The organism is Streptomyces lunaelactis, from assembly GCF_003054555.1.
GTDB classification, from domain to species: Bacteria; Actinomycetota; Actinomycetes; order Streptomycetales; family Streptomycetaceae; genus Streptomyces; species Streptomyces lunaelactis.
The window spans coordinates 6,853,850-6,867,043 of the sequence record NZ_CP026304.1 but is presented as its reverse complement, the minus strand read 5'-3'; the positions used below and the strand labels follow the sequence as shown (position 1 = coordinate 6,867,043).

The 13,194-nt window shown below is 69.8% G+C and carries 11 protein-coding genes; 5 read left to right on the top strand and 6 right to left on the bottom strand.

The genetic code is table 11. The features are described 5' to 3' along the window. The first annotated feature begins 111 nt into the window (after positions 1–111). Complete coding sequence (locus SLUN_RS31480) at positions 112–1,053, top strand: nucleoside hydrolase (RefSeq protein ID WP_108153341.1); 942 nt, start codon at positions 112–114, stop codon at positions 1,051–1,053. Positions 1,054–1,131: 78 nt separating this feature from the next. On the opposite strand, the gene SLUN_RS31475 is transcribed toward SLUN_RS31480, so the two are convergent. After that, the gene (locus tag SLUN_RS31475) at positions 1,132–2,505 is read right to left on the bottom strand and encodes a pyridoxal phosphate-dependent aminotransferase (RefSeq protein WP_108153340.1); all 1,374 of its coding nucleotides are present in this window, start codon (positions 2,503–2,505) and stop codon (positions 1,132–1,134) included. A gap of 455 nt (positions 2,506–2,960) precedes the next feature. Between SLUN_RS31475 and SLUN_RS31470 the strand changes: the two genes are divergently transcribed. The 3 genes from SLUN_RS31470 to SLUN_RS31465 are packed head-to-tail and all read left to right on the top strand — an operon-like array spanning position 2,961 to position 4,016. Further along, entirely contained in the window at positions 2,961–3,320 is a 360-nt protein-coding gene (locus SLUN_RS31470) for an HflX-like GTP-binding protein (RefSeq protein ID WP_257153828.1), read from the top strand. A 17-nt stretch (positions 3,321–3,337) separates the two neighbouring features. Continuing rightward, positions 3,338–3,508 (top strand): hypothetical protein, encoded by a 171-nt coding sequence (locus SLUN_RS39650; RefSeq protein WP_159100356.1) that lies wholly within the window; start codon positions 3,338–3,340, stop codon positions 3,506–3,508. A gap of 10 nt (positions 3,509–3,518) precedes the next feature. Further along, positions 3,519–4,016 carry an SRPBCC family protein gene (locus SLUN_RS31465; protein WP_257153827.1) on the top strand — a complete coding sequence of 166 codons (498 nt, stop codon included), beginning with the start codon at positions 3,519–3,521 and terminating at the stop codon, positions 4,014–4,016. 119 nt (positions 4,017–4,135) lie between these two features. Here SLUN_RS31465 and SLUN_RS31460 read toward each other — a convergent pair whose 3' ends face one another. The 5 genes from SLUN_RS31460 to SLUN_RS31440 all read right to left on the bottom strand — a co-directional run bounded on the left by SLUN_RS31460 (position 4,136) and on the right by SLUN_RS31440 (position 10,958). Next, positions 4,136–5,272, bottom strand: coding sequence for an XdhC family protein (locus SLUN_RS31460; protein ID WP_108153339.1), 1,137 nt, complete (start codon positions 5,270–5,272; stop codon positions 4,136–4,138). Between the two features lie 53 nt (positions 5,273–5,325). Then, the gene (locus tag SLUN_RS31455; protein ID WP_108153338.1) at positions 5,326–6,807 is read right to left on the bottom strand and encodes an NCS2 family permease; all 1,482 of its coding nucleotides are present in this window, start codon (positions 6,805–6,807) and stop codon (positions 5,326–5,328) included. Between the two features lie 274 nt (positions 6,808–7,081). Then, entirely contained in the window at positions 7,082–9,490 is a 2,409-nt protein-coding gene (locus tag SLUN_RS31450) for a xanthine dehydrogenase family protein molybdopterin-binding subunit (RefSeq protein ID WP_108153337.1), read from the bottom strand. A 5-nt stretch (positions 9,491–9,495) separates the two neighbouring features. Next, complete coding sequence (locus SLUN_RS31445; protein WP_108153336.1) at positions 9,496–10,080, bottom strand: (2Fe-2S)-binding protein; 585 nt, start codon at positions 10,078–10,080, stop codon at positions 9,496–9,498. Then, complete coding sequence (locus tag SLUN_RS31440; RefSeq protein WP_108153335.1) at positions 10,071–10,958, bottom strand: FAD binding domain-containing protein; 888 nt, start codon at positions 10,956–10,958, stop codon at positions 10,071–10,073. Before SLUN_RS31440 ends, SLUN_RS31445 begins: the two co-directional genes overlap by 10 nt. A gap of 290 nt (positions 10,959–11,248) precedes the next feature. On the opposite strand from SLUN_RS31440, the gene SLUN_RS31435 reads away from it, so the two are divergent. Then, the gene (locus SLUN_RS31435) at positions 11,249–12,991 is read left to right on the top strand and encodes a PucR family transcriptional regulator (RefSeq protein ID WP_108153334.1); all 1,743 of its coding nucleotides are present in this window, start codon (positions 11,249–11,251) and stop codon (positions 12,989–12,991) included. Positions 12,992–13,194 lie beyond the last annotated feature (203 nt).

Here is a 13,194-nt window from a genome sequence, read left to right as displayed (position 1 = left end):
AGCGTCGCGCAGGAGTCCGCGGCCGGACTCACGGCTGCGGTCACGGGTTGCACGGCGGAGCCCCGGAGCAGACTGGACAGCGCGGAACCATGACACGACCCGAGGAGCATCGTGCCCGTCCCCATCATCATCGACTGCGATCCCGGGCACGACGACGCCATCGCCATCATGCTCGCGGCGGGCGATCCCGCGATCGACCTGCTCGCCATCACCACGGTCGCCGGCAATCAGACCGTCGAGAAGACCACCCTGAACGCGCGCCGGGTCTGCACCGTCGCCGGAATCACCGGGGTTCCCATCGCGGCCGGATGCGCACAGCCGCTCGTCCAGCCCCTGCTGGTGGCGGACGACGTCCACGGGGACTCCGGCATGGACGGTCCGCAGTTCGCGGAGCCCACCGTGGACGTGGTCCCGGAGCACGCGGTGGATCTCATGTACCGGATCCTGACCGAGCATCCGGAACCCGTCACTCTCGTTCCGACCGCGCCGCTGACCAATATCGCCCTGCTGCTGACCCGGTACCCCGACGCCGCCGAGCACATCCGCGAGATCGTGCTCATGGGCGGCTCCACCGAACGCGGCAACAGGACCCCGGCCGCCGAATTCAACATCCACGTCGACCCCGAGGCCGCCGACATCGTCTTCCGCAGCGGTGTTCCGGTCACCATGTGCGGGCTCAACGTCACCCACCAGGCGCTCGCCACACCCGAAGTCCTTGCCCGCCTCGAAGGGCTCGGCACGGAACTCGGCCGTACGTGCGCCCAGCTGATGACCTATTTCGCGGCCACCTACCTGCGGCTTTGGGGCTTCGCGTCCCCGCCGCTGCACGACCCCGTCGCGGTGGCCCGTGTCATCGACCCGGCGATCGTGCACTGCGTCGACGCGAGCGTGGCAGTCGAACTGCGCGGACAGCACACCCGCGGGGCGACCGTGGTGGACCTGCACCAGTACCTGGACCGGCCCGTGAACGCGCGGGTCGCGGTGACCCTGGAACCTGAAATGTTCTGGGACCGGGTGATCGCCGCCGTGGAGGTGCTCGGGAAGCGTACGTAACACGACGCCGGACACCGCTGCCTGGCCGCGTGCGTCTCCGGTCACCTGATGCGACGCTGACGACAACCTCCAAACCTCCTATGCCTGGCCGATCAGGCGGTCCACCGCCGCCGTTCCCGAGGTGTAGCCGCCGGTCCCCCCGGAGAGGGCGGAGGCCGGTTCCATCGGCGTGGGCCGGTCCTGGCCCCGGGCCAGGCCGCGGGCGGACACCGGCTGCTGGGCCAGGGCCAGCCGCTGGGCCTGCGGCTGCGGCTGCGCCGCGGGCATCGGCCCCGGCAGCTGGGCGAGCATCGGGGCCAGCGGCTGCGGGGGCGGTTCGGGAGCCTGGGTGCGCTGCCCGTACAGCACCTGCTCCATCGCCGACAGCAGCCGCAGCACATCCTGCTGCGGCCGCACCACCAGCCGCAGGAAGCGGCTCGAACTGCCGATCTTGTTGCTGCACTCGCGCACCAGCACGCCGTGTTCGGCGAGCAGCCGGTCCCGCAGGACCGACCCGTCCACGCCCTCCGGCAGGCGTACATAGAGGAAGTTGCCCTGTGAGGGATAGACGGTGAGGCCCGGCAGCTGGGAGAGGCGGTAGGTCATCTCCTGCCGGTCGCGGCGGGCCTGCAGCAGGCTCTCGGCGTACTCCTGCCGGTGCTCCTTCAGCATGAACACCACTGTCTCGGCGAAGGAGTTGAGGTTCCACTTCGGCAGCGCGGCCCGCACTTTCCCCGCCAGGCTCGGGTTCGAGACGAGATAACCGAAGCGCACTCCGTGCAGACCGAAGTTCTTGCCCAGGCTGCGCAGCACGATCACGTTCGTCCGCAGTACGGCCTCCGCGGCGACACTCGGATCCGATTCGGCGTCCGCGAATTCGAGGAAGGACTCGTCGACGACGATCAGATCCAGGTCCTGGAGGGAGTCGAGAAGCGCGAGGAGCTGCTGTTTGGGCAGGTAACCGCCGTCAGGATTGTTGGGGTTGCAGATGACCGCCGCGCGGGAGCCGCGGGTGCGGACGAACTGCACGAAGGACGCCGGGTCCAGCCCGAAGCCGTGCGCCTCGGGCAGCAGCAGCATGTCGACGCGCTTGCCGGTCTCCATCGGCTGGTCGGTCCACCGGCCGAAGGTGGGGACCGGTACCGCCAGCGACTCCTTGACCAGCAAGTGGTCGATCCAGGTGATCAGTTCGGTGGAGCCGTTGCCCATGGCGACGGTCTGCGGATTGAGCCCGAGCACCTGGCACAGCTCGGCGGTGATGGTGTCCGCGCTGCTCGGGTAGTACGTCAGGATCTCGCGGAGCCGGCCGCCGAGCTCGTCGAACATCGCGGGGGTGGGGAAGTACGGGTTGCAGGGGATGCAGAAGTCGGTGATCTCGCCGGATGCGCCGCCGGATGCCCGGCTCAGGGTGAAGTACGAGGGGCTGTGCGCGGTGGACGCACGGAAGAGTGCGGTGACATTGCTGCCGGCCATAGATCTGCCTCCCCTGCCGGAACAGCCCATGCGGACGCGCATGGACCGCCCAGGTATACGGGCGGCGATGGGGCAGCGTTCAACGGCCGGGGCGTGCGGGACGCATGGGGATGATCAGCCGGGGTCGTCCGGTCCTGTCGTGCGATGGACGAGGTTCGACTGGTCGCCGTAGGAGAAGGCCCGGACGCGGACGGACGCGGTCTTCCCGCTCGGCAGGGTGATCACGCCCGCGGACTCGATGTCCGGGGCGAGGACCGCGGCGACCCGGACTGACCGGGGGATGGAATTCCAGCCTCGCCGGGTTAGCTTGTCCTTTGACCTCGGGCAGTGAGATAACGCGTATCGCTGCAGGTGGCGCGACGTCTAGCCTGTGGGTCATGTATCAGCTCCGAAGGCGCGACCGGCGCCCAGCTCGCCGCGTGGGACCGAATCCTGCCGAGCGCCAGGCTTCGCCCGTGGAGGTCGCGGGGGCCAGTGTCATGATCGTTGGCTACTTCTCCGCGAAGGAGAAGAACTTCGTCGCGCTCATGGATTCGGCGGCCGCGGAACTGACAGCGCGCGGTGCTCGGGTCGTCGGGCGGATCGTGCAGCGGCGTGGCGTCTCGGACGGCGGGGTCAGGAAGATGGCTTTGCCGTATTCCTCGCGGACTCTGCTGAGCTACGGGAAGGTCCGTGAAGTAGCCGCGGCCTGTGAAGGGGCCGATGCTGACGTAGTGGTCTTCGTTGCCTCTCTGACGGAGCGCCAGCAGCGTGTGCTGACAGGGATACTCGGCTGCCCCGCCGTGAGTCTCTCCGAGACCCTCGCCGCTGACTGACCGCGCACTTCGCGACGATGTGCTCCCGCGAGCACCTGGCCGAGTTGGTCGAGCAGCACAAACGGCGCCCGTTCGTGGACGCGGAGCTGTGGGCGGGCAAGATCGCCCGCGTGAAGGACCAGCATCCGGACGGCCGCAGCGCGGAGGCCCTGACCAGCGAGATCGCGGCCTACAGCTGGAGTACTTAGGATAGGTGCGGTGGTCAATCTCGACGCCTTCGGTTGGAGGAGGTTCGTGATGACGCACGATGGCGGGCTGAGGCTGCATCTGCAGCGTGTCCTCCGCGCACGGCGCACGGTCGTATTCCGAGCCTTGACCGAACCGCAGGAACTGGCCAAGTGGTGGGGCCCTGACGGATTCGTCACTCCTGGTGTGGAAAGCGACCTTCGGCCAGGAGGTGGTTATCGGATCGCGATGCAGCCTCCGGAAGGCGATCTGTTCTACCTCGTGGGGGAATTCCTTGAGGTCGACCCTCCGGCACGCCTGTCCTACACCTTCCGGTGGGAGGATCCCGATCCCGAGGATCGGGAGACGGTGGTGACGCTGTCGCTTCGCGATATCGGCGGTACGGGGGCCGAGTTGGCCGTCAGCCAGGGCGACTTCGCCACTGAGCGGCGCCAGGCTCTCCACGAGGAAGGCTGGACTCAGAGTCTCAACAAGCTGGAGGAATTGATGTCGTCGGCTGCGTCGGCCTGAGATTTTTGCCGCAGGGGAGGGGGCCCTGCCGTGGCCGCACCTGTCTTCACTTCGCCCTGACCAGCAAGATTGCGATCTACGGCTGGAGTACCAGGGCCTCTCGTCCGAAGCGAAAGACCCTAGGCGACCGAGCCTATGCGGCCCACCTCGGCCTGCTGAGGGTCGTGGTGGATCGGGGTGTGCGCTCCCGTCAGGGAGACTCCGGTGCCGCCCCGCCTGTTCGCCACTATCTCCGCGCCGATCGACAGCGCCGTCTCCTCCGGCGTACGCGCGCCGAGGTCCAGGCCGATCGGGCTGCGCAGCCGCGCCAGTTCGAGTTCCGTGACGCCGACGTCGCGCAGGCGCCTGTTGCGGTCCTCGTGCGTGCGGCGGGAGCCCATCGCGCCGACGTACGCGACGGGGAGCTTCAGGGCCAGCTCGAGCAGCGGGACGTCGAACTTCGCGTCGTGGGTGAGGACGCACAGGACCGTACGGCCGTCCACCTCCGTCGACTCGAGGTAGCGGTGCGGCCAGTCGACGACGATCTCGTCCGCCTCGGGGAAGCGGGTCCTCGTCGCGAAGACCGGGCGGGCGTCGCACACCGTGACGTGGTAGCCGAGCAACTTGCCGACCCGGACCAGCGCGGACGCGAAGTCGATCGCGCCGAACACGACCATCCGGGGGGCCGGGACGCTCGACTCGACCAGCAGCGTGAGGGGTTGGCCGCAGCGCGAACCGTCCTCGCCGATCTCGACCGTGCCCGTACGGCCGGCGTCCAGCAGCGCGCGGGCCTCGCCCGCCGCCGTGCGGTCCAGTTCCGGGTGGCCGCCGAGGCCGCCCTCGTACGAACCGTCGGGCCGGACCAGCAGCGCGCGGCCCATCAGATCGGCCGGGCCCCCGGTGATTCTGGCCAGGGCCGCCGACTCCCCAACGGCGGCGGCCGCCAGAGCGGCGGGGAAGACCCCGCCGCGTACCGGGGTAACAAGAATGTCGATGATTCCGCCGCAGGTCAGGCCCACGGCGAACGCGTCCTCGTCGCTGTAGCCGAACCGCTCGAGGACGGTGTGACCGTCCTCGAGCGATTGCCGGCACAGTTCGTACACCGCGCCTTCCACGCACCCTCCGGAGACCGACCCGATCGCCGTGCCCTCGCTGTCCACAGCGAGAGCCGCGCCCGGCTGCCGGGGCGCGCTGCCGCCGACCGCCACCACGGTGGCGACAGCGAACTCGCGGCCCTGCTCGACCCACCGGTTCAGCTCTTCGGCGATGTCCAGCATGTCGGTCTCCTCAAGGTGTGTGTACGGCAGCGGGGAACCAGGCCCTGTCCGGACTAGTTGACTCCCAGCCAGCCCTCGATCGGGTGCAGAGCGAAGTAGGCCAGGAAGACGACGGACAGCACCCACATCAGCCAGCCGACGTCGCGCGCCCTGCCCTGGACGGTCTTGATCAGGACGTGGGCGATGACACCCGCCGCGATGCCCGCGGTGATGGAGTACGTGAAGGGCATCAGGACGGTGGTCAGGAAGACCGGGATGGAGGTCGCCTGGTCGTTCCAGTCGATGTGCTTGGCATTCGTCAGCATCATCGCGCCGATGACGACGAGCGCCGCGGCGGCCACCTGGGTGGGGATGATCTGGGCGAGCGGGGTGAAGAACAGGCAGAGCGTGAAGGCCAGACCGGTGATCACGCTGGCGAAGCCGGTGCGCGCACCGTCACCGACACCCGCGGTGGACTCGACGAACACCGTCTGCCCCGACGCGCCGGCGATGCCGCCGAGCGCGCCGCCCGCGCCGTCGATGGCGAGCGCCTTGTTGAGGCCCGGCATCTTGCCCTTGTCGTCGGCGAGGCCCGCCTGCTGGCCGATGCCGATGATGGTGCCCATGGCGTCGAAGAAGCCGGCCAGCACCAGGGTGAAGACGATGACGCCGACGGTGATGCCACCGACGCTGCCGATGCCGCTGAAGGAGACGCTGCCGAAGAGACCGAAGTCCGGCGTGCTGACGATGGAGCCGGTGATCTCGGGGGCGTTCAGTCCGCCCCAGGCCTTCTTGTCGAGGCCCGCGAACTGGTGGACCGCCGCCGCGAAGACCGTGCCGCCGACGATGCCGATGAGGATCGCGCCGGGGACCCTGCGGACCTGCAGCATGAAGATCAGCAGGACGGTGACGGCGAAGCAGAGCACCGGCCAGCCGGTGAGCATGTCGCTGGTGCCGAGCTGAATGGGCTTGGCTCCGGCGATGCCGCCGTCTCCGGGCATGGAGGTGACGAAGCCCGCCTGGACCAGGCCGATGAGGCAGACGAACAGGCCGATCCCCATGGTGATGGCGTGCTTGAGCGCCAGGGGGATGGCGTTCATGATCAGTTCACGCAGGCCGGTGACGACCAGCAGGACGATCACCAGGCCGTAGATGACACACATGCCCATCGCGTTTTCCCAGGTCATCTCTGGGGCGACCTGGAAGGCCATGACGGCGGAGACGCTGAGTCCCGCCGCGAGGGCCAGTGGCACATTGCCGATGAAGCCCATCACGATGGTGGTGGCCGCGGCGGCGAAGACGGTCGCGGTGGTCAGCTGATCACCGTCGAGCTTGTGGCCGGCCGCGTCGGGCACCGACAGAATCACCGGGTTGAGCAGGATGATGTACGCCATCGCCATGAAGGTGGTGATGCCGCCACGCACCTCCCGGCCGACGGTCGACCCTCGCTGGGTTATGTGGAAGTACCGGTCGAGCCAGGACCGTCCGGCGGGCTGGCGCGAACCCGCGCCGGCGTCCTCCGCCGTGGTCTTGGTCTCAAGGGACTGCTGGGTCATGGTGCCTACTCCCAAGGTTCACAGGGGCACCCGCGTGGGGACTGGAGCTGCGGGATTTGGGATGGTGCGCTGGGCTGCACGACCCGGGGGACGGCCCGAGACGAACTGGGTGATTCCGTGTACTGCTGGGGTGCTGCTGGGGTGCTGCTGGTGGTGCTGGGTGGTGCCAGGACCGCGAGCGGTGCGGTACTGGGGTTCTCCGGGCGGCGCGACGGGCGGGCGGGAAGTGTGACGTTCCTCGGAGCCGCGGCTCACCGCCCGGAGAGTTCGTGGATCAGGTGCCGGTGAGGTGCTCGGGGCGTACCGGCGTCCTGTTCAGCTCCAGACCCGTCGCGTTCCGGATCGCCGCGAGGACGGCCGGGGTTGACGAGAGGGTCGGGGCCTCGCCGACGCCGCGCAGTCCGTACGGCGCGTGGTCATCGGCCAGCTCGAGTACGTCGACGGGGATGGTCGGCGTGTCGAGGATCGTGGGGATCAGGTAGTCCGTGAAGGAGGGGTTGCGCACCTTCGCGGTCTTCGGGTCGATGATGATCTCCTCCATGACCGCGACGCCCAGGCCCTGGGTGGTACCACCCTGGATCTGGCCGACCACGGACAGCGGGTTGAGCGCCTTGCCGACGTCCTGCGCGCAGGCCAGCTCGATGACCTTGACCAGGCCGAGCTCGGTGTCCACCTCGACGACCGCGCGGTGCGCGGCGAACGAGTACTGGACGTGGCCGTTGCCCTGGCCGGTGTGCAGATCGAAGGCCTCGGTGGGACGGTGGCGCCACTCGAGCTCCAGGTCCACCGCCTCATCCTCGAGCACGTCCACCAGGTCGGCGAGGACCTCGCCGCCGTCGGTGACGACCTTGCCGCCTTCGAGCAGCAGCTCGGCGGTCGCCCAAGCGGGGTGGTACGAGCCGAACTTGCGGCGGCCGATCTCCAGGACCTTCTCGCGGACGTTCTCGCAGGTGTGCTTCACCGCGCCGCCCGTGACGTACGTCTGACGGGACGCGGAGGTGGAGCCGGCCGAGCCGACCTGCGTGTCGGCCGGCTGGATCGTCACCTGCGTGACGCCGAGCTCGGTGCGGGCGATCTGCGCGTGGACGGTGACACCGCCCTGGCCGACCTCCGCCATCGCGGTGTGCACGGTCGCGACCGGCTCGCCGCCGACGACCTCCATGCGCACCCGCGCGGTGGAGTAGTCGTCGAAGCCTTCGGAGAAGCCGACGTTCTTGATGCCGACCGCGTAGCCGACGCCGCGGACGACGCCCTCGCCGTGCGTGGTGTTGGACAGACCGCCCGGCAGGGCGCGGACATCCGCCTCCTCGCCGGCGGCGAGCCACTGCTGCTCGGGCGGCAGCGGCCTGGCCTTGACACGGCGCAGCAGCTCGGCGACGGGCGCCGGGGAGTCGACCGTCTGACCGGTCGGCAGCAGCGCGCCCTGCTCCATGGCGTTCAGCTGGCGGAACTCGACCGGGTCGATACCCAGCTTCGCCGCGACCTTGTCCATCTGTGCCTCGTAGGCGAAGCACGCCTGGACCGCGCCGAAGCCGCGCATGGCACCGCAGGGCGGGTTGTTCGAGTAGAGCGCGAGCGCCTCGATGTCGACGTCGTCGATGACGTACGGGCCGACGGAGAGGGAGGCGGCGTTGCCGACGACCGCCGGGGAGGCGGAGGCGTACGCCCCGCCGTCCAGGACGATCCTGCACTTCATGTGCGTGAGCTTGCCGTCCTTGGTGGCGCCGTGCTCGTAGTAGAGCTTCGCCGGGTGCCGGTGGACGTGTCCGAAGAAGGACTCGAACCGGTTGTAGACGATCTTGACGGGCTTGCCGGTACGGAGGGCGAGCAGGCAGGCGTGGATCTGCATCGACAGGTCCTCGCGGCCGCCGAACGCACCGCCGACGCCGGAGAGCGTCATCCGGACCTTGTCCTCGGGCAGGCCGAGGACGGGGGCGATCTGGCGGAGGTCGGAGTGCAGCCACTGGGTGGCCACGTACAGCTCGACGCCACCGTCCTCGGAGGGGACCGCGAGGCCGGACTCCGGGCCGAGGAAGGCCTGGTCCTGCATACCGAAGGTGTACTCGCCCTTGACGATCACATCGGCGCGCCCGGCGGCCTCGTCCGCGTCGCCGCGGATGATCGGCTGGCGGTGCACGATGTTCGGGTGCGGGACATGACCGATGTGGTGGTCGTCGCGGCCCTCGTGGATCAGGATCGCGCCGGGCGCGGTGGCCGAGGCCTCGTCGGTGATGACGGGCAGCTCGACGTACTCGATCTTGATCTTGGCGGCGGCGCGACGCGCGGTCTCCGGGTGGTCCGCGGCGACCAGGGCCACCGGCTCACCGTGGTGGCGGACCCTGCCGTGGGCGAGAACCGGGGTGTCCTGGATCTCCAGGCCGTAGTTCTTCACCTCGGTGGGGAGGTCGTCGTAGGTCAGTACGGCGTAGACGCCGGGCATCGCCACTGCCTCGCCGATGTCGATCGACTTGATCTCGGCGTGGGCGACGGTGGAGCGGAGCGTGTGGCCCCAGAGCATGTCCTCGTGCCACATGTCCGAGGAGTACGCGAACTCACCGGTGACCTTGAGGGTGCCGTCGGGGCGCAGCGTCGACTCTCCGATGCCGCCCTTGGTCTTCGAACCCTGGGAGATGTTCGTGGGGGTGCCTGCCGGAGCGGCGGCGACCCGTGGATGCAGCGCCATGATTCTCAGACCGCCTCTTCCTGACGGGCGGCCGCGAGGCGGACCGCGTCGAGGATCTTCTCGTAACCGGTGCAGCGGCAGAGGTTGCCGGAGAGCGCCTCGCGGATGTCCGCGTCGGACGGCTCGGCGTTGCGCTCGAGCAGCTCGTCGGCGGCGACCAGCAGACCGGGGGTGCAGAAACCGCACTGCACGGCGCCGGCGTCGATGAACGCCTGCTGGATCGGGGAGAGCTCGCTCTGCTCACCGGTCCGGCCATCGGAGGGCCGGGCCTCCCACTGCTTGGCCTGGTCCAGGGTGGTGCCGCAGGCGCCGGTGGCGCAGCCGCCGTGCTCGGCGCGCTGCTTGGCGTAGTCCGCCAGGCCCTCTACGGTGACGACCTCGCGGCCCTCGACCTGACCTGCGGCAACGAGGCAGGAGCAGACCAGGACGCCGTCCAGGCGGACCGTGCAGGAGCCGCACTCGCCCTGCTCGCACGCGTTCTTGGAGCCCGGCAGGCCCATGCGCTCACGCAGTACGTAGAGAAGGCTCTCGCCCTCCCACACGTCGTCCGCTTCCTGCTGACGACCGTTGACCGTGAAGTTCACGCGCACTGTGCGCTCCTCTCGTTGCCCCGGAAGGCCTCCCAGGTCCAGCCGAGGGTCCGGCGGGCCATGATGCCGACCGCGTGGCGGCGGTAGCTCGCGGTGCCGCGTACGTCGTCGATCGGGTTGCAGCCGCCGGATGCGAGCTCCGCGAACTGCCTGGCGATCGACGGCGTGATGATCTCCTTGCTGTCCCAGAAGCCGCCCTCTTCGAGCGCGGCGTTCAAGAACTCCTCGGCCGCCTTCGCCCGGACCGGAGTCGGGGCGGCGGAGCCGATGCCGGTGCGCACCGTGCGGGTCTGCGGGTGCAGGGCCAGCCCGAAGGCGCAGACCGCGATGACCATCGCGTTGCGAGTGCCCACCTTCGAGTATTGCTGCGGTCCGTCGGCCTTGCTGATGTGGACGGCGCGGATCAGCTCGTCGGCCGCGAGCGCGTTGCGCTTCACGCCCGTGTAGAACTCGTCGATCGGGATGAGGCGGCTGCCGCGTACGGACTCGACCTCGACCTCGGCGCCCGCGGCGAGCAGGGCCGGGTGGGCGTCACCTGCGGGGGACGCGGTGCCGAGGTTGCCGCCGACGCCGCCGCGGTTGCGGATCTGCGGGGATGCGACCGTGTGCGACGCGAGGGCCAGACCGGGCAGCTCGGCCCGGAGGTGGTCCATGATCTGCGTGTACGAGACGGAGGCGCCCAGTCGGACCGTCTCCTCGCCGACCTCCCACTCGCGCAGCTCGCCGATGCGGTTCAGGTCCAGGAGGTACTCCGGCCGGCGGTGGTCGAAGTTGATCTCGACCATCACATCGGTGCCACCCGCAATAGGGACAGCGGTGGGGTGCTCGGCCTTGGCGGCGAGCGCCTCCTCCCAGCTGGCGGGGCGAAGGAAGTCCATGAGTGGCTCTCTTCTTCTTCATCGTGGTCGTTCGTCACAGCGGGCCCGGGACGCGTGGCCCTCGACTACTTGTTCATGCACTTATTCATGTGCTGTTAACGCGGTGTGGCCCAAGTACACAAGCCGTGCTCCGCCTGGGTGCAGTCACCGAAACCATGAAGGAGTTGGCTGGTCGCCTCTCTTGTCTTGTAGATTCGAACGAAAGGCGAGGCTGAGCAACCTCACCGTTTTCCCCTGGAAACCGTGGCCACAGGTCACCGGCAACAACGAGACAGATCGGCGGCGACGAGATGCGGCTGCGCGCACTGCTGGAAACCGAGGCGCTGGGGCTGCGGCTGCTCGGCGGCGACGACGAACTCGACCGCGGCGTACGTGGCGTGATGACCACCGACCTGCGGGACCCGAGCCGATATCTCTCGGGCGGCGAACTGGTACTGACCGGGCTCGCCTGGCGGCACACGGCCGCCGACTCCGAGCCGTTCGTCCGTATTCTCGCGAGCGCGCAAGTCGCCGGTCTGGCGGCGGGCGAGGCCGAGCTGGGGGACATTCCCGGCGATCTCGTCGAGGCCTGTTTGCGCCATCGGCTGCCCTTGTTCGCAGTCAACGAGTCCGTTGCATTCGCAACCATCACCGAGTACGTGGTGCGCCAGGTTTCCGGGGAACGGGCGGGGGATCTCGCGGCTGTCGTCGACAGGCACAGGAGGCTGATGACCTCCGGTCCGACGGGCGGCGGGCCGGAGGTGGTCCTCGATCTTCTCGGCTCCGACCTCGACCTCCGGGCCTGGGTGCTCTCCCCCACCGGCCGCCAGATCGCGGGCGCGGGTGACCCGCTGCCGGGCGCGGTGAGCGCCACGCTCGCGGGTGAGCATCTGGCCGCCACCCGCACCGGGCGCCGCGGACCGCACCGGGCGACGGTGGGCGGAGTGACGTACTCCCTCTTCCCGATCCGTAACACCGGGCGCGGCGCCGCGCCCGCCGCGTCCAGGGACGTACGCGAGACCGTCCTGTCGGACTGGCTGCTGGCGGTCGAGGCGGACGCGAGCGACTGGCCGGCGGCGCGGCTGGATCTGCTGCAGGGCGTGACGCAGCTGATCTCCGTCGAACGCGACCGGCGCGAGGCGGCTCGTACGGTACGGCGACGGCTCGCCCAGGAGGTCCTGGAGCTGGTCCAGACGGGCGCGGCACCGGCGGAGATCGCGGCGAGGCTGCGGGTGGCCGCGCCGGTGCTGCTGCCGGGGCTGGGGGCGGCGCCGCACTGGCAGGTGGTGGTGGCACGGGTGGAGTGGGGCGATGCGGTTTCGGGTGCGGCGGGGGCGGCGGGCATCCCGGGCACTTCCGGTACTTCCGATACGGCCGTCGAGGCCGGGCCGGTCGCCCAGTCGCTGCTGGAGGAGATCCTTGTCGACCCTGCCGCGGCCGGCCCCGACTCCGCCGACCGGATCGCCGTCGCCCACGGGGGCGACGAGGCGATCGCGCTGGTCCCGCTGCCCGCCGTGGACGTCGATCCGGACGCCCCCGAGGCCGGCTCCTTCGACGCCGGGCTGCACGCGGACGCGCTGCTCCTGTCGGTGCGCGAGCCGCTCTCGGCCGGTCTCGCCGACGACGGCCGGCTGACGCTCGGCGTCAGCGCGGCGGTGAGCTCGGCGGAGGGCCTGCGCGGCGCCCTGGAGGAGGCCCGCCACGCCCGCCGGGTGGCAGCGGCCCGCCCGGGCCGCGTCTGCGCGGCCGGCCACCACGAGCTGGCCTCGCACGTGCTGCTGCTGCCGTTCGTACCGGACGATGTGCGGCGGGCGTTCACGGCGCGACTGCTGGACCCGCTGCGCGACTACGACCGCCGCCACCGCGCCGAGCTGATCCCGACGCTGGAGGCGTTCCTGGACTGCGACGGCTCATGGACGCGGTGTGCGACGCGGCTGCACCTGCATGTGAACACACTGCGGTACAGGGTGGGCAGGATCGAACAACTGACGAGCCGCGACCTGTCGCGCCTGGAGGACAAGCTGGACTTCTTCCTGGCGCTGAGGATGAGCTGACGCGGCTCGCCTCCGGCGGGGGCGCGGGTACTTGTTCGGTATGCACGGGTGCGGGGTCCTGTCCGGCGCGGGTTCCGGGGCCCCTCCGGGCTCGACTCCTCGGCGTCGGCGGCATACAGGAACATGTATCGCTCACCCCGTGATTGCCGCCAATCGCCCTCCGGTTCGCCGGTGGAAACCACCCCCCGGACAGCAACCACCAA

Coding starts and splice junctions, on each gene's coding strand:
- SLUN_RS31440 (WP_108153335.1), bottom strand. CDS start 10,958: ATGGACTTCCTTCGCCCCGCCAGCTGGGAGGAGGCGCTCGCCGCCAAG.
- SLUN_RS31455 (WP_108153338.1), bottom strand. CDS start 6,807: ATGACCCAGCAGTCCCTTGAGACCAAGACCACGGCGGAGGACGCCGGC.
- SLUN_RS39650 (WP_159100356.1), top strand. CDS start 3,338: ATGTGCTCCCGCGAGCACCTGGCCGAGTTGGTCGAGCAGCACAAACGG.
- SLUN_RS31475 (WP_108153340.1), bottom strand. CDS start 2,505: ATGGCCGGCAGCAATGTCACCGCACTCTTCCGTGCGTCCACCGCGCAC.
- SLUN_RS31435 (WP_108153334.1), top strand. CDS start 11,249: ATGCGGCTGCGCGCACTGCTGGAAACCGAGGCGCTGGGGCTGCGGCTG.
- SLUN_RS31450 (WP_108153337.1), bottom strand. CDS start 9,490: ATGGCGCTGCATCCACGGGTCGCCGCCGCTCCGGCAGGCACCCCCACG.
- SLUN_RS31460 (WP_108153339.1), bottom strand. CDS start 5,272: ATGCTGGACATCGCCGAAGAGCTGAACCGGTGGGTCGAGCAGGGCCGC.